Origin of the sequence: Anaerotignum lactatifermentans DSM 14214 (genome assembly GCF_900142265.1) — a bacterium.
GTDB classification, from domain to species: Bacteria; Bacillota; Clostridia; order Lachnospirales; family Anaerotignaceae; genus Anaerotignum; species Anaerotignum lactatifermentans.
This window is the reverse complement of the sequence record NZ_FRAH01000013.1, coordinates 37,698-54,769: the sequence shown is the minus strand read 5'-3', so window position 1 is coordinate 54,769 and position 17,072 is coordinate 37,698. Positions and strand designations below refer to the sequence as shown.

The 17,072-nt window shown below is 58.1% G+C and carries 14 protein-coding genes and 2 pseudogenes; all 16 read left to right on the top strand.

Features of this window, described 5'->3' with window-relative positions; genetic code table 11:
* Nucleotides 1-799: DUF4368 domain-containing protein (locus tag BUB35_RS05345; protein WP_072849857.1), on the top strand; the 799-nt coding region annotated here is incomplete at its 5' end.
* Between the two features lie 20 nt (nt 800-819).
* The gene (locus BUB35_RS20255; RefSeq protein ID WP_072849849.1) at nt 820-984 is read left to right on the top strand and encodes a Maff2 family mobile element protein; all 165 of its coding nucleotides are present in this window, start codon (nt 820-822) and stop codon (nt 982-984) included.
* A gap of 70 nt (nt 985-1,054) precedes the next feature.
* A pseudogene (locus BUB35_RS05335) lies at nt 1,055-1,693 on the top strand (VirB6/TrbL-like conjugal transfer protein, CD1112 family); the annotation flags it as partial.
* A 609-nt stretch (nt 1,694-2,302) separates the two neighbouring features.
* Nucleotides 2,303-4,135, top strand: a complete 1,833-nt coding sequence (locus tag BUB35_RS05330; RefSeq protein ID WP_015573035.1) for a reverse transcriptase domain-containing protein — start codon at nt 2,303-2,305, stop codon at nt 4,133-4,135.
* A 99-nt stretch (nt 4,136-4,234) separates the two neighbouring features.
* A pseudogene (locus tag BUB35_RS05325) lies at nt 4,235-4,513 on the top strand (hypothetical protein); the annotation flags it as partial.
* A 22-nt stretch (nt 4,514-4,535) separates the two neighbouring features.
* A complete protein-coding gene (locus BUB35_RS05320) occupies nt 4,536-4,952 on the top strand; it encodes a PrgI family protein (RefSeq protein WP_072849845.1) in 417 nt (138 codons plus the stop codon).
* The gene (locus BUB35_RS05315) at nt 4,882-7,329 is read left to right on the top strand and encodes a VirB4-like conjugal transfer ATPase, CD1110 family (protein WP_072849843.1); all 2,448 of its coding nucleotides are present in this window, start codon (nt 4,882-4,884) and stop codon (nt 7,327-7,329) included. Before BUB35_RS05320 ends, BUB35_RS05315 begins: the two co-directional genes overlap by 71 nt.
* Nucleotides 7,326-7,706 carry a DUF3851 family protein gene (locus BUB35_RS05310; RefSeq protein WP_054334883.1) on the top strand — a complete coding sequence of 127 codons (381 nt, stop codon included), beginning with the start codon at nt 7,326-7,328 and terminating at the stop codon, nt 7,704-7,706. The genes BUB35_RS05315 and BUB35_RS05310 overlap by 4 nt, the downstream gene beginning before the upstream one ends.
* Nucleotides 7,699-9,432, top strand: coding sequence for a CD1108 family mobile element protein (locus BUB35_RS05305; protein WP_072849841.1), 1,734 nt, complete (start codon nt 7,699-7,701; stop codon nt 9,430-9,432). Before BUB35_RS05310 ends, BUB35_RS05305 begins: the two co-directional genes overlap by 8 nt.
* 27 nt (nt 9,433-9,459) lie before the next feature.
* The gene (locus tag BUB35_RS05300; RefSeq protein WP_072849839.1) at nt 9,460-9,714 is read left to right on the top strand and encodes a DUF4315 family protein; all 255 of its coding nucleotides are present in this window, start codon (nt 9,460-9,462) and stop codon (nt 9,712-9,714) included.
* The gene (locus BUB35_RS05295) at nt 9,704-10,471 is read left to right on the top strand and encodes a DUF4366 domain-containing protein (RefSeq protein ID WP_072849837.1); all 768 of its coding nucleotides are present in this window, start codon (nt 9,704-9,706) and stop codon (nt 10,469-10,471) included. The genes BUB35_RS05300 and BUB35_RS05295 overlap by 11 nt, the downstream gene beginning before the upstream one ends.
* A 193-nt stretch (nt 10,472-10,664) precedes the next feature.
* On the top strand, nt 10,665-11,351 hold the full coding sequence (locus BUB35_RS05285; protein WP_087232315.1) for a conjugal transfer protein TraG: 687 nt from the start codon (nt 10,665-10,667) through the stop codon (nt 11,349-11,351).
* Complete coding sequence (locus BUB35_RS05280; RefSeq protein ID WP_072849834.1) at nt 11,332-13,431, top strand: type IA DNA topoisomerase; 2,100 nt, start codon at nt 11,332-11,334, stop codon at nt 13,429-13,431. Before BUB35_RS05285 ends, BUB35_RS05280 begins: the two co-directional genes overlap by 20 nt.
* Nucleotides 13,428-13,709: an immunoglobulin gene (locus BUB35_RS05275; RefSeq protein ID WP_072849832.1), complete on the top strand. Its 282-nt coding sequence runs from the start codon at nt 13,428-13,430 to the stop codon at nt 13,707-13,709. Before BUB35_RS05280 ends, BUB35_RS05275 begins: the two co-directional genes overlap by 4 nt.
* 2 nt (nt 13,710-13,711) lie before the next feature.
* Nucleotides 13,712-16,843 (top strand): LPD16 domain-containing protein, encoded by a 3,132-nt coding sequence (locus BUB35_RS05270; protein WP_072849830.1) that lies wholly within the window; start codon nt 13,712-13,714, stop codon nt 16,841-16,843.
* 1 nt (nt 16,844) lies between these two features.
* On the top strand, nt 16,845-17,060 hold the full coding sequence (locus BUB35_RS05265) for a transposon-transfer assisting family protein (RefSeq protein WP_007045895.1): 216 nt from the start codon (nt 16,845-16,847) through the stop codon (nt 17,058-17,060).
* Nucleotides 17,061-17,072 lie beyond the last annotated feature (12 nt).

The window sequence follows — 17,072 nt, the reverse complement described above, 5'->3', positions numbered from 1 at the left end:
GAACCCCGTGGAGAAGCAGGCCATTTTTGAGAACCACCATGAGCCTATCATAGACCGGGAAACATGGGAGCGCGTGCAGGAGTTACGCAAGCAGCGCAAACGCCCGAACCGCTATGATGAAGTGGGGCTGTTCTCCGGTATGCTGTTCTGCGCCGACTGCGGCCATGTGATGTACCAGCAGCGGTATCAGAACAAGAACCGCAAGCAGGACTGTTACATCTGCGGCAGCTACAAGAAGCGCACCCGCGACTGTACGGCGCACTTTATCCGCACCGACCTGTTGACCGCCGGTGTCCTCTCCAATCTCCGGCAAGTGACGGAGTATGCCGCCAAGCATGAGAGCCGCTTTGTGAAGCTGCTTATCCAGCAGAACGAGATCGGCGGCAAGAGAAAGACCGCCGCAGCCACGAGGCAGCTTGAACAGGCGCAGGAGCGCATTTCCGAAGTGAGCCGCATTATTAAGCGGCTGTATGAGGACAATGTGAACGGCAAAATCAGTGACGAGCGTTTCATGGAACTGTCAGCAGACTATGAGCAGGAACAGCGGGAACTGAAAGACCGCGCCGCCGCTTTGCAGGCCGAACTGGACAAGTCGCAGGCCGCCACCGTCAACGCGGAAAAGTTTATGGGTATCGTCCGAAAGCACCTTGCCTTTGAGGAATTGACCCCCACCCTCTTGCGGGAAATGATTGAAAAAATCGTCGTGCATGAGTGTAGCTATGACGAGAACGGCACCCGCAGGCAGGACATTGAGATTTATTACAGCTTTGTCGGCAAGATTGACTTGCCCGAAGCCTAACGCCCGACCTATCCGACACAATGGCCAAGTGCCGGATAGGAACGGCAAAATTTTTTACATTTCTATTACTTCTTTATCGCACATCAGTAAAGTCGCAGGGCATGAAACAGCTGATGGCCGGCGCGGGCGTCGCCATCGTGGGCATGGTCCTTGTACCGCTGCTGTCCGGCCTGTTCACCGTCTGATCGTACCCCGCTGAAATCCTCGCCCCCTCCCGCGCACAGCGGGAGGGGCTGAAAGGAGGTTTGACACCGTATGGATTTCTTATTGGATGCCCTTACCAACTGGCTGAAAGAGATGCTGGTGGGCGGCATCATGGGAAACTTATCGGGGATGTTCGACAGCGTAAATCAGCAGGTCGCGGATATATCCGTACAGGTGGGCCAGACCCCGCAGGGGTGGAACGGCAGCATTTTCAGTATGATCCAGAACCTCTCCAACTCCATCATGGTGCCGATTGCTGGCGTGATCCTGGCTATCGTGATGACGCTGGAGCTGATCCAGATGATTACCGACCGCAACAACCTGCATGACGTGGACACCTGGATGATCTTCAAATGGGTGTTCAAATCCGCCGCCGCGATTTTGCTCGTCACCAACACCTGGAACCTCGTCATGGGCGTGTTCGACATGGCCCAAAGCGTGGTGGCCCAGGCGTCCGGCATCATCGGCTCGGACGCTTCCATCGACATCTCCGCTGTTATGACCGATATGGAGTCCCGGCTGATGGATATGGACCTGGGGCCGCTGTTCGGCCTGTGGTTCCAGTCGCTTTTTATCGGCATTACCATGTGGGCGCTGTATATCTGCATTTTCATCGTCATTTATGGCCGTATGATCGAAATTTACCGCGCGTCCAGAAGCGCCGCTTGTCATCCGCAGGCGGTGTGCGGACATTTTGGGAATCCGGCTTTGGCAAGCCGGTAAAGAAAAGTATCAAAGACGCTGAAAAAGTGTCGCTTTAGCGTCAGCTGGTTTACCCCGGAGGGAAACCACAAGGGGGACAATAGCGTACCGGAAACGTCGCAAGTTGGGAAAACCATCTACCCACGACTGAGCGGCAAGACGCAACATTGTGAACAAGGAATAAGGCTAAACTGCTTTAAGGGCAGTCCGAGGCGGGATACTCGACCCGGCGGCGTAGGATGGTTGTATTCGCCGTATGTCATAGCGGAATGTGACAGGTATACACAGACCGCAGGATACTTATGACAGCCAGCCGCAGTAAGCGGAAAAGGACGAAAACCCACTCCGACATCACAATACGCTTTTCCCAAAGTGTCTAACTGGAGATTGCCTAAACCGGAACGCCGGAACCATCCGGCTATGCGTAATGCCGCAAGGTGAAAAATTTCAAGGGGTAAAAACCTAAGAAAGATGACGCTGAATATCCGGCATGGCAACGGAGCCTTCGTAGTAGTCCGAGGACGGGAAAGCCGTCTACATGGCGAAGGAAGGCAGGATGTCAACCAACTCATAAAAAGGAAAGGTGCGTGAGGCATTATGAGAAGTCCTGAGAATGTGTTGGAAAGCCTAAAATCCAAGGCGTGTAACCAGAGTTACAAGTACGAGCGGTTATACCGCAATCTGTACAATCCACAATTCTATCTGCTGGCATACCAGCGGATACAGGCAAAACCAGGCAATATGACTGCCGGAACAGACGGCAAGACGATTGACGGCATGGGAATGGCGAGAATCAACGCCCTCATTGAAAAAATGCGGAATTCCAGCTACCAGCCCAACCCCGCAAGGAGAACATACATTCCGAAATCCAACGGAAAAATGCGCCCCTTGGGAATACCGTCATTCGATGACAAACTGATACAGGAGGTGGTGCGGCTCATTCTGGAGAGTATCTATGAGCCAACCTTCAGCGACCACTCCCACGGCTTCCGCATGAACAAAAGCTGCCATACGGCACTCAAGTATGTGCAGAAATATTTCACGGGGACAAAATGGTTTGTTGAGGGCGACATAAAGGGCTGTTTTGACAATGTAGACCATCACGTGCTGATTGCCATTCTGCGAAAGCGGATTGCGGACGAGCAGTTCATTGGTTTGCTCTGGAAGTTCCTGAAAGCCGGATATATGGAGGACTGGAACTACCACAATACTTACTCCGGTACTCCGCAAGGCTCTATTATCAGCCCCATCCTCGCAAACATTTATCTGAACGAATTGGATCACTTCATGGCGGAATACGCAGAGAAGTTCAACTGCGGAGATCGCCGTAGAATCAATCCGGCGTTCAAGAAGAAATTGGATGTCTGCCGGGGGAAAGAAGAACGGCTCAAAAGAAACATCTCCAAAATGAGCGAGGAGGAAAAAGAGGGCTTGCTCGCCGAAATCAGCGAACTGCGGCGTAGCTTGCGGTCAATGCCGTACAGCGACCAGATGGACGAAGGCTATAAAAGAGTTTTCTATATCCGGTACGCCGATGATTTTCTGATTGGAGTAATTGGCAGAAAAGCGGACGCAGAACAGGTCAAACAGGATGTGGGGCACTTTATCCGGGAAAATCTCCATCTGGAAATGTCCGAGGAAAAAACTCTGATTACCCACGGGCATGACTTTGCCAAGTTCCTGGGATATGAGGTCACAATCGCCAAAGGTGAGTGTAACAAAAAGACCAGAACCGGAGCCACCAGACGAGTAAACAACGGAAAGGTCCTGCTCTATGTCCCCCACGACAAGTGGATCAAGCGGCTACTCTCCTATCATGCCCTCAAAATCAGATACGACAAACAGAATGGAAACAGAGAGGTTTGGGAACCTGTCCGGCGCACCCGCCTGTTGCACCTGGACGATTTGGAAATCCTGAACCAGTACAACGCAGAAATCCGTGGATTGTACAACTACTATCGGCTCGCAAACAATGTGTCTGTCCTCAACAACTTCTACTATGTAATGAGATACAGTATGCTCAAGACCTTTTCCGGAAAATACCGGACACGAATTAGCAGAATCATTCAGAAGTACCGTCAAGGGAAAGATTTTGTTGTGGAGTATCCGAAGAAAAACGGCCAGGTTGGAAAGGTGCTGTTCTACAACAACGGGTTTCGCCGTGATACCAAAGTGGAAAGCGGCAATCCCGATGTGATTGCAAGAGTGTTTGAGAACTACGGACGCAATAGCCTGATAAAGCGGCTGAAAGCGAGTCGATGTGAGTGGTGCGGTGCAGAGAATGTACCGATTGAAATACACCATGTACGAAAACTCAAAGACTTAAGCGGCAAGAAACAATGGGAAATTGCCATGATTGGGCGCAAGCGCAAGACAATGGCACTCTGCGTTGACTGTCACGATAAGTTACACGCTGGGAAATTAGACTGACATCTGGAGAGCCGGATACATCGAGAGGTGTAAGTCCGGTTCGGAGGGAAGTTCTCGGAAACCTGCCATAGTGATATGGCAAGGCGCTGGGTTCTTACCCTACTTGTCACGTCGGTGGCCCCCATCCCGATGGCGACCATGATGGGCAAGGAATGGGGCGGCATGGGCCAGAACTACCTGCGCAGCCTGCTGGCGCTGGGCTTCCAGGCGTTTTTGATTATCGTCTGCGTGGCGATCTACGCCGTACTGGTGCAGAACATCGCCACCGAGGAGGACATCATCATGGCGATCTGGAGCTGCGTGGGCTATACCGTGCTGCTGTGCTTCACACTGTTCAAAACCGGCAGCCTCGCGAAAGCAGTTTTTCAGGCGCACTGAGCCAGGAAGGAGGAAACGCAAAATGGCTTATGTACCCGTACCCAAAGACTTGACGAAAGTCAAAACCAAGGTCGCGTTCAATTTAACCAAGAGGCAGCTTGTCTGCTTCGGCTGCGGGGCGCTCATCGGCGTGCCGCTTTTCTTTTTGCTCCGGGGGCCTGCTGGCAACAGCGTAGCGGCCATGTGCATGATGCTCGTCATGCTGCCTTTCTTCATGCTGGCGATGTATGAAAAACACGGCCAGCCCCTGGAAAAGATCATCGGCAACATCCTCAAGGTGGCCGTCATCCGGCCCAAGCAGCGCCCCTACCGCACCAACAACTTCTATGCCGTGTTGGAGCGGCAGGCAAATCTCGACAAGGAGGTGTATGACATTGTTCGCGGCAAAGACAAAGCGGCAGGCCGAACCGGCACAGCCGCAGACCAAACCCCGGCGTAAGCTGACCCGCGCCGAACGCAAACAGATCGAGGCAGCGATTGCCCGCGCCAACCGCACGGGCAAAAAGGAACAGTCCGCCCAGGACAGCATCCCCTATGAGCGGATGTGGCCGGACGGCATCTGCAAGGTGGCGGATGGCCGCTACACCAAGACCATCCAGTTCCAGGACATCAACTACCAGCTCAGCCAGAACGAGGACAAGACCGCCATCTTTGAAGGCTGGTGCGATTTCCTCAACTATTTTGACAGCTCCATCCGTTTCCAGCTGTCCTTTTTGAACCTGGCAGCGTCCCAGGAGACCTTCGCCAACAGCATCACCATCCCGGCTCAGGGAGATGACTTTGACCCCATCCGGGTGGAGTACACGCAGATGCTGCAAAACCAGCTGGCGCGGGGCAACAACGGCCTCATCAAGACCAAGTACCTGACCTTTTCCATCGAGGCCGACAGCATCCGCTCCGCCAAGCCCCGGCTGGAGCGCATCGAGACCGATGTGCTGAACAACTTCAAGCGGCTGGGTGTGGCCGCCGAGGTGCTGGACGGCAAAGCCCGGCTGGCCCAGCTTCACGCCATCTTCCACATGGATGAGCAGGTGCCCTTCCAGTTCGAGTGGGACTGGCTGGCCCCCAGCGGCCTTTCCACCAAAGACTTCATCGCCCCGTCCGGCTTCGAGTTCCGCACCGGCAAGCAGTTCCGCATGGGCAGAAAGTACGGGGCTGTCAGCTTCGTGCAGATTCTGGCCCCGGAGCTGAACGACCGGATGCTGGCGGATTTCCTGGACATGGAAAGCAGCCTGATCGTCAACCTGCACATCCAGTCGGTGGACCAGGTGAAGGCTATCAAGACGGTGAAGCGCAAGATCACCGACCTGGACCGCAGCAAGATCGAGGAACAGAAAAAGGCCGTCCGCGCCGGGTATGACATGGACATCATCCCGTCCGACCTTGCTACCTACGGGGCCGAGGCCAAGAAGCTGTTGCAGGACCTGCAAAGCCGCAACGAGCGGATGTTCCTGGTGGCGTTTTTGGTGCTGAACACCGCGGACAATCCCCGCCAGCTGGGCAACAACATCTTCCAGGCGAGCTCCATCGCGCAGAAGTACAACTGCCAGCTGACCCGGCTGGACTTCCAGCAGGAAGAAGGCTTGATGTCCTCTCTGCCGCTGGGGCTGAACCAGGTGGAGATCCAGCGCGGGCTGACTACCAGCTCTACCGCCATCTTCGTGCCATTCACCACCCAGGAGCTTTTTCAGAATGGCAAAGAGGCGCTGTACTACGGCATCAACGCCCTGTCCAATAACCTCATCATGGTGGACCGCAAGCTGCTGAAAAACCCCAACGGCCTGATTTTAGGCACGCCGGGCAGCGGCAAATCGTTCAGCGCCAAGCGTGAGATCGCTAACTGCTTCCTGCTCACCAGCGATGATGTCATCATCTGTGACCCGGAGGCCGAGTACGCGCCGCTGGTGGAGCGCCTGCACGGGCAGGTCATCAAAATCTCGCCCACCTCCACCAACTATATCAACCCGATGGACCTGAACCTGGACTATTCGGACGATGAAAGCCCGCTGTCGCTGAAATCCGACTTCATCTTGTCGCTGTGTGAACTGATTGTGGGCGGCAAGGACGGATTGCAGCCGGTGCAGAAAACCATCATTGACCGCTGTGTGCGGCTGGTGTATCAGGACTACCTCAACGATCCGCGCCCGGAGAATATGCCCATTCTGGAGGATTTGTACGACCTGCTGCGGGCGCAGGATGAGAAAGAGGCGCAGTACATCGCAACGGCGCTGGAAATCTACGTCACCGGCTCCCTCAACGTGTTCAACCACCGCAGCAACGTGGACATCAACAACCGCATTGTCTGCTACGACATCAAGGAGCTGGGCAAGCAGCTGAAAAAGATCGGGATGCTGGTGGTCCAGGACCAGGTGTGGAACCGCGTCACCATCAACCGGGCCGCCCGCAAGTCTACCCGCTACTACATCGACGAGATGCACCTGCTCTTGAAAGAGGAACAGACTGCCGCCTACACGGTGGAGATTTGGAAGCGGTTCCGAAAGTGGGGCGGCATTCCCACGGGCATCACCCAGAACGTGAAGGACCTGCTTTCTTCCCGCGAGGTGGAGAACATCTTTGAAAACTCCGACTTCGTGTATATGCTCAACCAGGCGGGCGGTGACCGGCAGATTTTGGCCCGGCAGCTGGGTATTTCCCCGCACCAGCTGTCCTATGTGACCCACTCCGGCGAGGGCGAGGGGCTGCTGTTCTACGGCTCCACCATCCTGCCCTTTGTGGACCACTTCCCCAAGAATACCGAACTGTATCGCATTATGACGACCAAACCCCAGGAAATGAAGGAGGCTGATGGACGATGAAACCCGAAATTCTGCATAACGACCACATGATGTTTCTGGACCGGGCGCTGGAAACCCAGCGCACCGCGCTGCTGACGGCGATGGCGGACGCCGTTTCCGAGTGCCGCACGGCGGCGGACCAGGCCGCTGAACTGACTGAAACCGGCGAAATTGGCCTGCTGCGGCTGGTGGAGATTCTGTGCGCCGCCAAGGTCCAGCGCGGGCAGGCCGGAGGTGCCGTGCTGGAGGGCACCGAGGTCCAGATTTTGGCCGACGTGGTGGCCCAGCTCTACGCCTGCCTGACCGAGTGCCGCTTTGTGGGTCCGCTGGGGCTGGCGGCCTATGCGGAGCTTTCCAGCATGGCGGCCTCCCTCATGCTGGGGGAATGGTTTGATTAAGGAACCGCGCCTGCGCTTTACGGAGGAAGAACGGGCGGACCCGGCGCTGGAGAAGCCCATCCGCAAGGCGGAAAAGGCCGCCGCCAAAGCGGATAAGGCGCAGGCAAAAATCCCGAAAAAGCAGGTCAAGCGGGCCGAGGTGGACCCCAAGACCGGCAAGGTCACGACCAAGCTGGTGCTGGAGGATAAGCCCCGGCCGCCCTCCAAACTGTCCCATACGGTGCGGGACGCGCCGGGCAACGCGGTGGCGGGTAAGCTCCATCAGGAGATCCGCAAGACCGAGGACGATAACGTGGGCGTGGAGAGCGCCCACAAGTCCGAGGAAGCCGTAGAGACCGGCGTGCATCTGGTCCGGGAGGGCTACCGCAGCCACAAACTGAAACCTTACCGCAAGGCCGCCCAGGCCGAGCGGAAGCTGGAAAAGGCCAACATCGAGGCGCTGTTCCAGAAATCTGTCTATGAAAACCCTGCGGCAGCCAGTAATCCACTGTCCCGCTGGCAGCAGAAACAGCAAATCAAGAAACAGTACGCCGCCGCCAAACGGGCCGCACAGTCCGGCGGGAGCGCCGCCGGTGCCGCCCAAAAGACCGGCAAGGCGGCCAAGACGGTCAAGGAGAAAGCCCAGCAGGCCGGGGCCTATGTGATGCAGCACAAAAAGGGATTCGGCATCCTGCTGGCGATTTTCCTGCTGGTCTGCCTGCTGCTCAACACCATGTCCTCCTGCTCCATGATGGCGCAGAGCATCGGTTCGGCGATTTCCGGCACCACCTACCCTTCGGATGACCCGGAGCTGGTGGCGGTGGAGGCCGACTACGCCGCCAAGGAGGCGGCGCTGCAAGCTGAGATCGACAACATCGAGAGCAGCCACCCCGGCTATGACGAGTACCGCTATGACCTGGATATGATCGGCCACGACCCCCACGAGCTGGCGGCCTACCTGTCCGCTGTGCTGCAAGGTTACACGCGGGCAAGCGCCCAGGCGGAGCTGGAAAGTATCTTCGCGGCGCAGTACCAGCTGACGCTGACCGAGGAAGTGGAGATGCGCTACCGCACCGAAACCCGGACGGACAGCGAGGGCAACAGCTACACGGTCGAGGTCCCCTACAACTATTACATCTTAAATGTGACCCTCACCAGCAAACCTATATCTTCCGTGGCCTCTGAACTGCTGACGCCGGACCAACTGGAGATGTACCAGGTGTACCGGCAGACGCTGGGCAACAAGCCCCTGATCTTCGGCGGCGGGTCCGCCGACACCAGCGATTCCGAGAGTTTGGCCGGTGTGGAGTTTGTGAACGGCACCCGGCCCGGCAACCAGGCGGTGGTGGACATCGCCAAGAGCCAGGTTGGCAACGTGGGCGGCCAGCCCTATTGGAGCTGGTACGGCTTTACCTCCCGCGTGGAGTGGTGCGCCTGCTTCGTGTCCTGGTGCTACGGCCAGATGGGGCTGACGGAGCCGCGCTTTGCCGCCTGCCAGTCCCAGGGCATCCCCTGGTTCCAGTCACATGGACAATGGGGCGGGCGGGATTACGCCAACATCGCCCCCGGCGATGCCATCTTCTTCGATTGGGACCTGGACGGCCGGGCCGATCATGTGGGGATCGTTGTCGGCACCGACGGCAGCAAAGTCTACACTGTGGAGGGCAATTCCGGCGACGCCTGCAAGATCAAGAGCTACTCTTTGACCTACGAGTGCATCAAGGGCTACGGCCTGATGAACTGGTGAACATTTTTTATGAAGGAGTGATTGACTATGGCTAAGAACAAAATCCAGCGCATTGACCAGGAAATCGCTAAGACCCGCGAGAAGATTGCGGAACAGCAGGAAAAGCTGAAGGCCCTGGAAGCGCAGAAAACCGAGGCGGAGAACCTGGAGATCGTCCAGATGGTGCGCGCTGTGCGCATGACCCCGGCCCAGCTGAACGCCATGCTGTCGGGCGGCATGGTGCCCGGCCGGGCGGCGGTTCCCGCTGATTCCGAACAGGAGGATATGCCCCATGAAGAATAAGAAAATTTGTAGAACCCTTGCCGCCCTTTGCACCTGCCTGGTGCTGATGGGCGGCTTTTCTGTGACCGCCTTTGCCCAGGGCACCGACCCTGCGCCGGCGGCTACCCCTGCGGCGGACGCCACCAATGACAGCAATGTGGTGGTGGAGGAAACCGAGGACAGCCCGCCCCTGACCCCGGAGGGCAACGCCGCCCTGGTGGATGATTTCGGCGGCAACAAGCAGCTCATCACCGTCACCACCAAGGCGGGCAACTACTTCTATATCCTCATCGACCGCGCCAACGAGGACAAGGAAACCGCCGTCCACTTCTTAAACCAGGTGGACGAGGCCGACCTGATGGCGCTGATGGAGGACGGCGAGACTACACAGGAAACGCCCGCTGTCTGCAACTGCACGGAAAAATGCGCCGCCGGTGCGGTGAATACGGCCTGCCCGGTGTGCGCCGTGAATATGGCGGAGTGTATGGGCCAGGAGCCGGAACCCACCCCTGACCCGGAGACAGAAACCGAGCCGGAACAGGAACCGGCTGGGCTGAACCCGGCGATGCTGCTGGTGGTGCTGGCCGTGCTGGGCGGCATCGGTGCGCTGGTCTACTTCAAATTCATCAAGCAGAAGCCCAAGACCAAGGGCAGCGATAACCTGGATGATTATGACTACGGCGAGGACGAGGAACTCCCGGAGGATGAAACCTGGGAGACTGAGCCGGAGGACGCCGACGGGGGCGGCGATGAGGAAAGCGAGACCCCGGCCAAATGACCCGGTTCACCGACAGCCCCTTTGAACCCATAATGACGCGCAGGCCGGAGGGCGGGAAGGCAGCTTCCCGCCCTCCCTCTTTATCTCCCGGCCACCCCTGTTATGGCTGTGGAAACTACCGCCCCGGCCAGCCCTGCGTGGGTTTTTGCCACAAAGAGCTGACCGCGTGGCTGCGTGAAAGGAGAAAACCAAAATGAACCCCTTTATTCAGTTTCTCATTGTGTTCGACCTGATCTGCTTCGGCGTCTATTTTGGCGGCGACATCGTTTGCACGGCGCTCGCCAAGGTGCGCAAAAAACCGGGCCAGAAAGACCCCTATGAATTTGAAGTGGAGGACGAACCCGCAGAACCGTCTCTGTCCATTGACGCCATTCGCCACTTGTTCCGCGGTGAGGTCCACGATTTTGTCCGAAACAAACTTCTGCCCAGCGGGCAGGAGACGCTTTCCGCCCTGACCGAGCCGGAACAGACAGCGGCCCGGTTCCTGTTCTGCGCCCTGATCGGCTATCTCAAAGAGGAAGCCCCGATGGATGAGCAGAGCTTCCCAATGGTGATGGAGATGCTGAACTATGCCGAGGGCGCGAAAGAGGACGGCGACAAAGACGTGATCGACATTCTGATGGAGGAAACCGCCGCCCGGACCCGCCAGCGCGAGGAATATTTCAGCGATTACCGCCGCTACCAGCTCATGCAGGTGGATAAGGCGCGTGTGCTGCTGGCCTGCCGGGTCATCATCAACGACCTGCTGGGAAAGCTGTACCGCTATGATTACAACGTCGGTTATGACTGCCTTCTGGACGATGGCAATAGCGTTTCCAGAAAACTGAAAAAATCCAATGCAGAAATGGAGGTTGAGGAAGATGCGCCTTGTGATCGCTGAGAAGCCCTCGGTTGCAAAATCCCTGGCCGCCGTGCTGGGGGCCACTACCCGCAGGGACGGCTATCTGGAAGGCGGCGGCTGGCTGGTGAGCTGGTGCCTGGGGCACCTGGCCGGGCTGGCGGACGCCGCCACCTACAACCCCGACTATGCCAAGTGGCGCTATGACGACCTGCCCATTTTGCCGGAGTCCTGGCGTTTTACCATCGCCAAGGACAAAAGGGATCAGTTTGACGTGCTGCGCACCCTGCTGCGGCGGGAGGACGTGACCGAGGTAGTCAACGCCTGCGACGCCGGGCGCGAGGGCGAGCTGATCTTCCGCACGGTCTACTGCCTAGCGGGCTGTACCCAACCCATGAAACGGCTGTGGATTTCCAGCATGGAGGATTCCGCCATCCGGGATGGCTTTGCACACCTGCGCCCCGGCGCGGACTATGACGGGCTGCACCAGGCGGCCCTCTGCCGGGCCAAGGCCGACTGGCTGGTGGGTATCAACGCCACCCGGCTGTTTTCGGTGCTGTACCACCGCACCCTCAATATCGGGCGGGTCATGTCCCCGACGCTGGCCCTCATCGTCCAGCGGGAGGCAGAGATCGACGCCTTCAAGCCGGTGCCGTTCTATTCTGTGGCTCTGGACCTGCCCAGTTTTACCGCTGCCAGCGCCCGCATGGACAAGAAAGCCGATGCCGAACAGCTGAAAAACGCCTGCCAGGGCGGCACGGTGACGGTCAAACAGGTGGAACGCAAGGACAAATCCGAGAAGCCGCCCGCGCTCTATGACCTCACCACCCTCCAGCGGGACGCAAACCGCCTGCTGGGGTTCACGGCGCAGCAGACACTGGACTATCTGCAAAACCTCTATGAAAAGAAGCTCTGCACCTATCCCCGAACGGACAGCCAATATCTGACCTCGGATATGGCTGAAAGCCTGCCGGTGCTGGTGAATCTGGTCGCCAAGACCATGCAGTTCCGCAAGGGCATCGCCATTTCCTGCGATGCGGCGGCGGTCATCAACGACAAGAAAGTGACCGACCACCATGCGGTGATCCCCACCCGCAACATCCGTGAGGCGGACCTGTCCGCTTTGCCGGTGGGTGAACGGGCGATTCTGGAGTTGGTGGCGCTGCGGCTGCTGTGCGCGGTGGCACCTCCCTATATCTACGATGAAACTTCTGTCTCGGTGGAGTGCGCCTGTGCGGAGTTTACCGCCAAAGGCCGCACGGTGAAGCAGCCCGGCTGGCGGGCGCTGGACGCCGCCTACCGGGCCAGCATGAAAAATGCGGAGCCGGACAAAGAGACCGAGGACAAAGCCCTGCCGGAGCTGGCCGAGGGCCAGGAGCTGCCTGTCGCCGGTGCCACCGTCAAGGAGGGTAAGACCAGCCCGCCCAAGCACTTCACCGAGGACACTCTGCTCTCCGCGATGGAGACTGCCGGAAAAGACGATATGCCGGAGGACGCCGAGCGCAAGGGGCTGGGCACCCCCGCCACCCGCGCCGGGATTTTAGAAAAATTGGTGTCCACCGGCTTTTTGGAACGCAAAAAGAGCAAGAAAACCGTGCAGCTTTTGCCATCCCACGACGCCATTTCCCTGATTACCGTCCTGCCGGAGCAGCTGCAATCCCCGCTGCTGACCGCCGAGTGGGAGTACCGGCTGGGTGAGATCGAGCGCGGTGAGCTGGCCCCGGAGGACTTCATGGCCGAGATTACCGCCATGCTGCAGGAGCTGGTGGGGACCTATCAGGTCATCAAGGGCAGCGAGTACCTGTTTGCTCCGCCCCGCGAGGTGGTGGGCAAATGCCCCCGCTGCGGCGGTGAAATTGCAGAAATGCAAAAAGGCTTCTTCTGCCAGGACAAATCTTGCAAATTTGCGATCTGGAAGAACAGCAACTGGTGGGCAGCGAAGCGCAAACAACCCACCAAGGACATTGTGGCGGCGCTGCTGAAAGATGGCCGCGCCCATGTGGCGGGGCTGTACTCCGAGAAAAGCGGCAAGACCTACGACGCCACCGTGGTGCTGGAAGATACCGGCCAGTACGTCAACTTCAAGCTGGAATTTGACCGGCAGAAAGGCGGCGGCAAATGAAATTGAGTTTGTATGAACAGGAAACGATTATCCTCTACAACCAGGCCGAGGCCACCGCCGAGGTCTATTCCCACGATCCGCGCCTGCTGGAAAAGCTGCGGCGGCTGGCGGAGAAGTACCCGGACCAGATCGTGAAAAAGGACCGTCAGACCTTTACGGTGCCCAAACGCTGCGTGTCGGTGCGGGAGCCGTACAGCGCCGAGCGCCGCAAGGCCGCCAGCGAACGGGCCAAGGCCGCCGGGTACAAACCACCCATCCCGAAAGCGGGCGGCAAGTGAGCATGGGCGAGAGCGTCTTTGAAGTCGTAAAACAGTCCGTCACCGTCCGGGAGGCGGCGGAGCTTTACGGCATCGCGGTGGGGCGCGGCGGCATGGCCTGCTGCCCCTTCCACGATGACCGCCACCCCAGCATGAAGGTGGACACCCGTTTCCACTGTTTTGGCTGCGGCGCAGACGGCGACGTGATCGACTTCACCGCCCGGCTCTATGGCCTGTCCCCCAAGGAGGCCGCCGAAAAACTGGCCCAAGATTTTGGCCTTGCCTATGACAGCAAGGCCCCGCCCCGGCGAAACTATGTCCGGCAAAAATCCGAGGCGCAGGCGCGGAAAGAAAAACGGGAACACGGCTGGCGTGTCCTGACGGACTACTACCACTTGCTCCGAAAATGGGAGGCCGACTATTCCCCCAAGACGCCGGACGAGGACCCGCACCCGCGCTTTTTGGAGGCCATCCAGAAAAAAGATTACATGGGCTATCTGCTGGACACCCTCCTCGACAGCAGCACCGAGGAACAGGACCAGTGGATCGCAGAACACACCGCTGAAATTTCGGCCATAGGGAGGAGAGTGAACATCATGGCTGACAAACCTACCAACCGGGAACGGTTGCAGCAAATCACGGCGGGCATTGAACAGGGTATCAAGGAGCTGTTCGAGAGCGAAAAGTATATGCGCTACCTGTCCGTGATGTCCCGTTTCCACCGCTACTCCGTCAACAACACCATGCTCATTTATATGCAGAAGCCGGACGCCACGCTGGTGGCCGGGTACAACAAGTGGAAAAATCAGTTTGAGCGCCATGTAAAAAAGGGTGAGCATGGTATTACCATCATCGCGCCCACGCCGTTCAAGAAAAAGATTGAGGAACAGAAGCTGGACCCGGACACCAAGGCCCCCATCCTGGACGCAGAGGGCAAGGCGGTCATGGAGGAACGGGAAGTTGAGATTCCCATGTTCCGTCCGGTGAAGGTGTTCGATGTAAGCCAGACAGACGGGAAACCGCTGCCGGAGCTGGCGTCCACCCTTTCCGGGAGTGTCCAGAACTACGAGGCTTTCATGGAGGCGCTGCGCCGGTCCGCGCCGGTGCCGCTTTCTGTGGAGCCGATGGCCGCCAACATGGACGGGTATTTCTCGCCGGACCAGCAGCGCATCGCCATCCGAGCAGGCATGAGCGAGGTACAGACCGTTTCCGCCGCCGTCCATGAGATCGCCCACAGCAAGCTGCACAACTACGCCAAGGCACAGGAGGAAGCGGCCAGGGCCGGTGACAAGGAGCCGCCCAAGAAGAAAGACCGCAATACCGAGGAGGTGGAAGCCGAGAGCATTTCCTACGCGGTTTGCCAGTATTACGGTATCCAGACCGGCGAGAACAGCTTCGGCTACATCGCCAACTGGAGCCAGGGTAAGGAGCTGCCGGAGCTGCGGGCCAGTTTGGAAACTATCAATAAGACCGCCGGTGAGCTGATTAACGACATCGACCGGCACTATAAGGTTATCTGCAAGGAGCGCGGTATTGACCTGACTGCTGCCCCGGAACCGCAGCTGGACCCTATCGAGCAGCTGGCAGCCGACATCGACCAGTTTTCTTTTGACTACGATACCTATGAATATCGGGATCAGGTGGATAATCGTGAGGATGCGCTGCGGGAACTGACCGCTACGCTCCGCAGCGGGGATGCCAGCGGTGTTCGGGACTGGCTCCAGGAATTTGCCGATGAAAATGAACCTGGAGAAGCGGTCACAAAAGCTGCCGAGCTGTTGGATCGTCTGGACCAGCTGGTGCCGGAACCTGACCCCAACCTTGTGAAAATGGCGGATGAAGCGAGGGCGATGGGCGTAGATACTGCGTGGAACTCTGATAAGGAATTCCCGGTATCCTTCGATACTGAAAGGACCCAGCCCAGCGCCGAAGCCCAGGAGGCCCTGTTGCTGGTTGATGATGCCACTTATCTTCATGTTCAGTCCTGCGACACCGGCTGGGACTACACGCTCTACGATGCAGCGACCATGAAGCAGCTGGACGGCGGCCAGCTGGATGCGCCGGAGCTGTCGCTGTCCACCGCTGCGCTGAAAATCTGTGAGATGCGCGGCATGGGCGGCCAGTCCATTCGCTATGCACCGCTGTCCATGATCGAGACCTTGCAGGAGGCGGCAATCCAACAGATGCAGGCAGCGGCTCAAGCCGCTGTGCCGGAAGTCACCCAGCTGCCGGATGCCCCGGAGCAGGCGCTGGACGAATACCCCATGCCGGACCCGGCGCTGACCCAAGACGATTTGGAAAAGTGCGGCTACCTGGACAGCGACCTTCTGCCCCTTTCCAAAGAGCGGGCCTACGAGCTGATGGCGCAGGACCTGACTGTGTACATGGTCCAGCAGGGAGAGAATCCGGCGATGGCCTTTGATACCGCCGACCTGGACGCCCACGATGGCATTTTTGCCGTCACCCGTGAGGAATGGGAGGATAGTCCCTCCTTTGATGCTCAGGTCATGGACCGCATGGACCACCAGCAGGAACGGGAGCAGGCGTTTCTCAACCACAAGGGCGATTGCTATGCCATCTATCAGGTAAAGCACACCGATGAACTGAGGGACATTCGCTATGAAGGGCTGGAATGGGTCAAGTCCATCGGGCGGACTGTGCAGCGCGATAACTACGATCTGGTCTATACTGCGCCGCTCACACCCGGCGACCTGAAAGGCAGCGTGCTGGATAATCTTGAATACCGCTTCAACAACGAACACCCTGCCGACTACCGCCACCCGTCTATGAGCGTCAGTGACATCGTTGCCATCAAGCAGGACGGCAAGGTATCCTGTCATTACTGCGACAGTTTTGGCTTTCAGCAAATCCCCGGCTTCCTGCCGGACAATCCGCTGAAAAGTGCGGAGATGACGGTGGAGGACGACTACGGCATGATCGACGGCGTTATCAACAACGGCACCAAGGAGCCGACGGTGGCCCAGCTGGAACAGCAGGCCCGCAGCGGCCAGCCCATCTCTCTCATGGATTTGGCGGCCGCCGCCCACCGGGAAGATCGGGACAAGAAGAAGTCCGTCATGGATCAGCTGAAAAGTCAGCCTAAATCCGAACACAAAAAGACAGCGCCCAAAAAGAGCGCGGAAAGGGAGATCTGATATGAACGCTATGACCTTTGAGGAAACCAATTTGCTGTGTATCTACAACCCCGGCAGTCGCCTGGGAGCCATCGAGGCGTTGTCCGAGATGCGTGGCCATCTGGAGCCGGACGAGACCGAACTGCTGGCCCTGACCGACAGCACCCTCGCCAAGCTGCGTGCCATGACTGACGTCGAGTTTGACGAGCTGGAACTGTACCCGGATTTTGACGAGTAACACCCTGTTTTG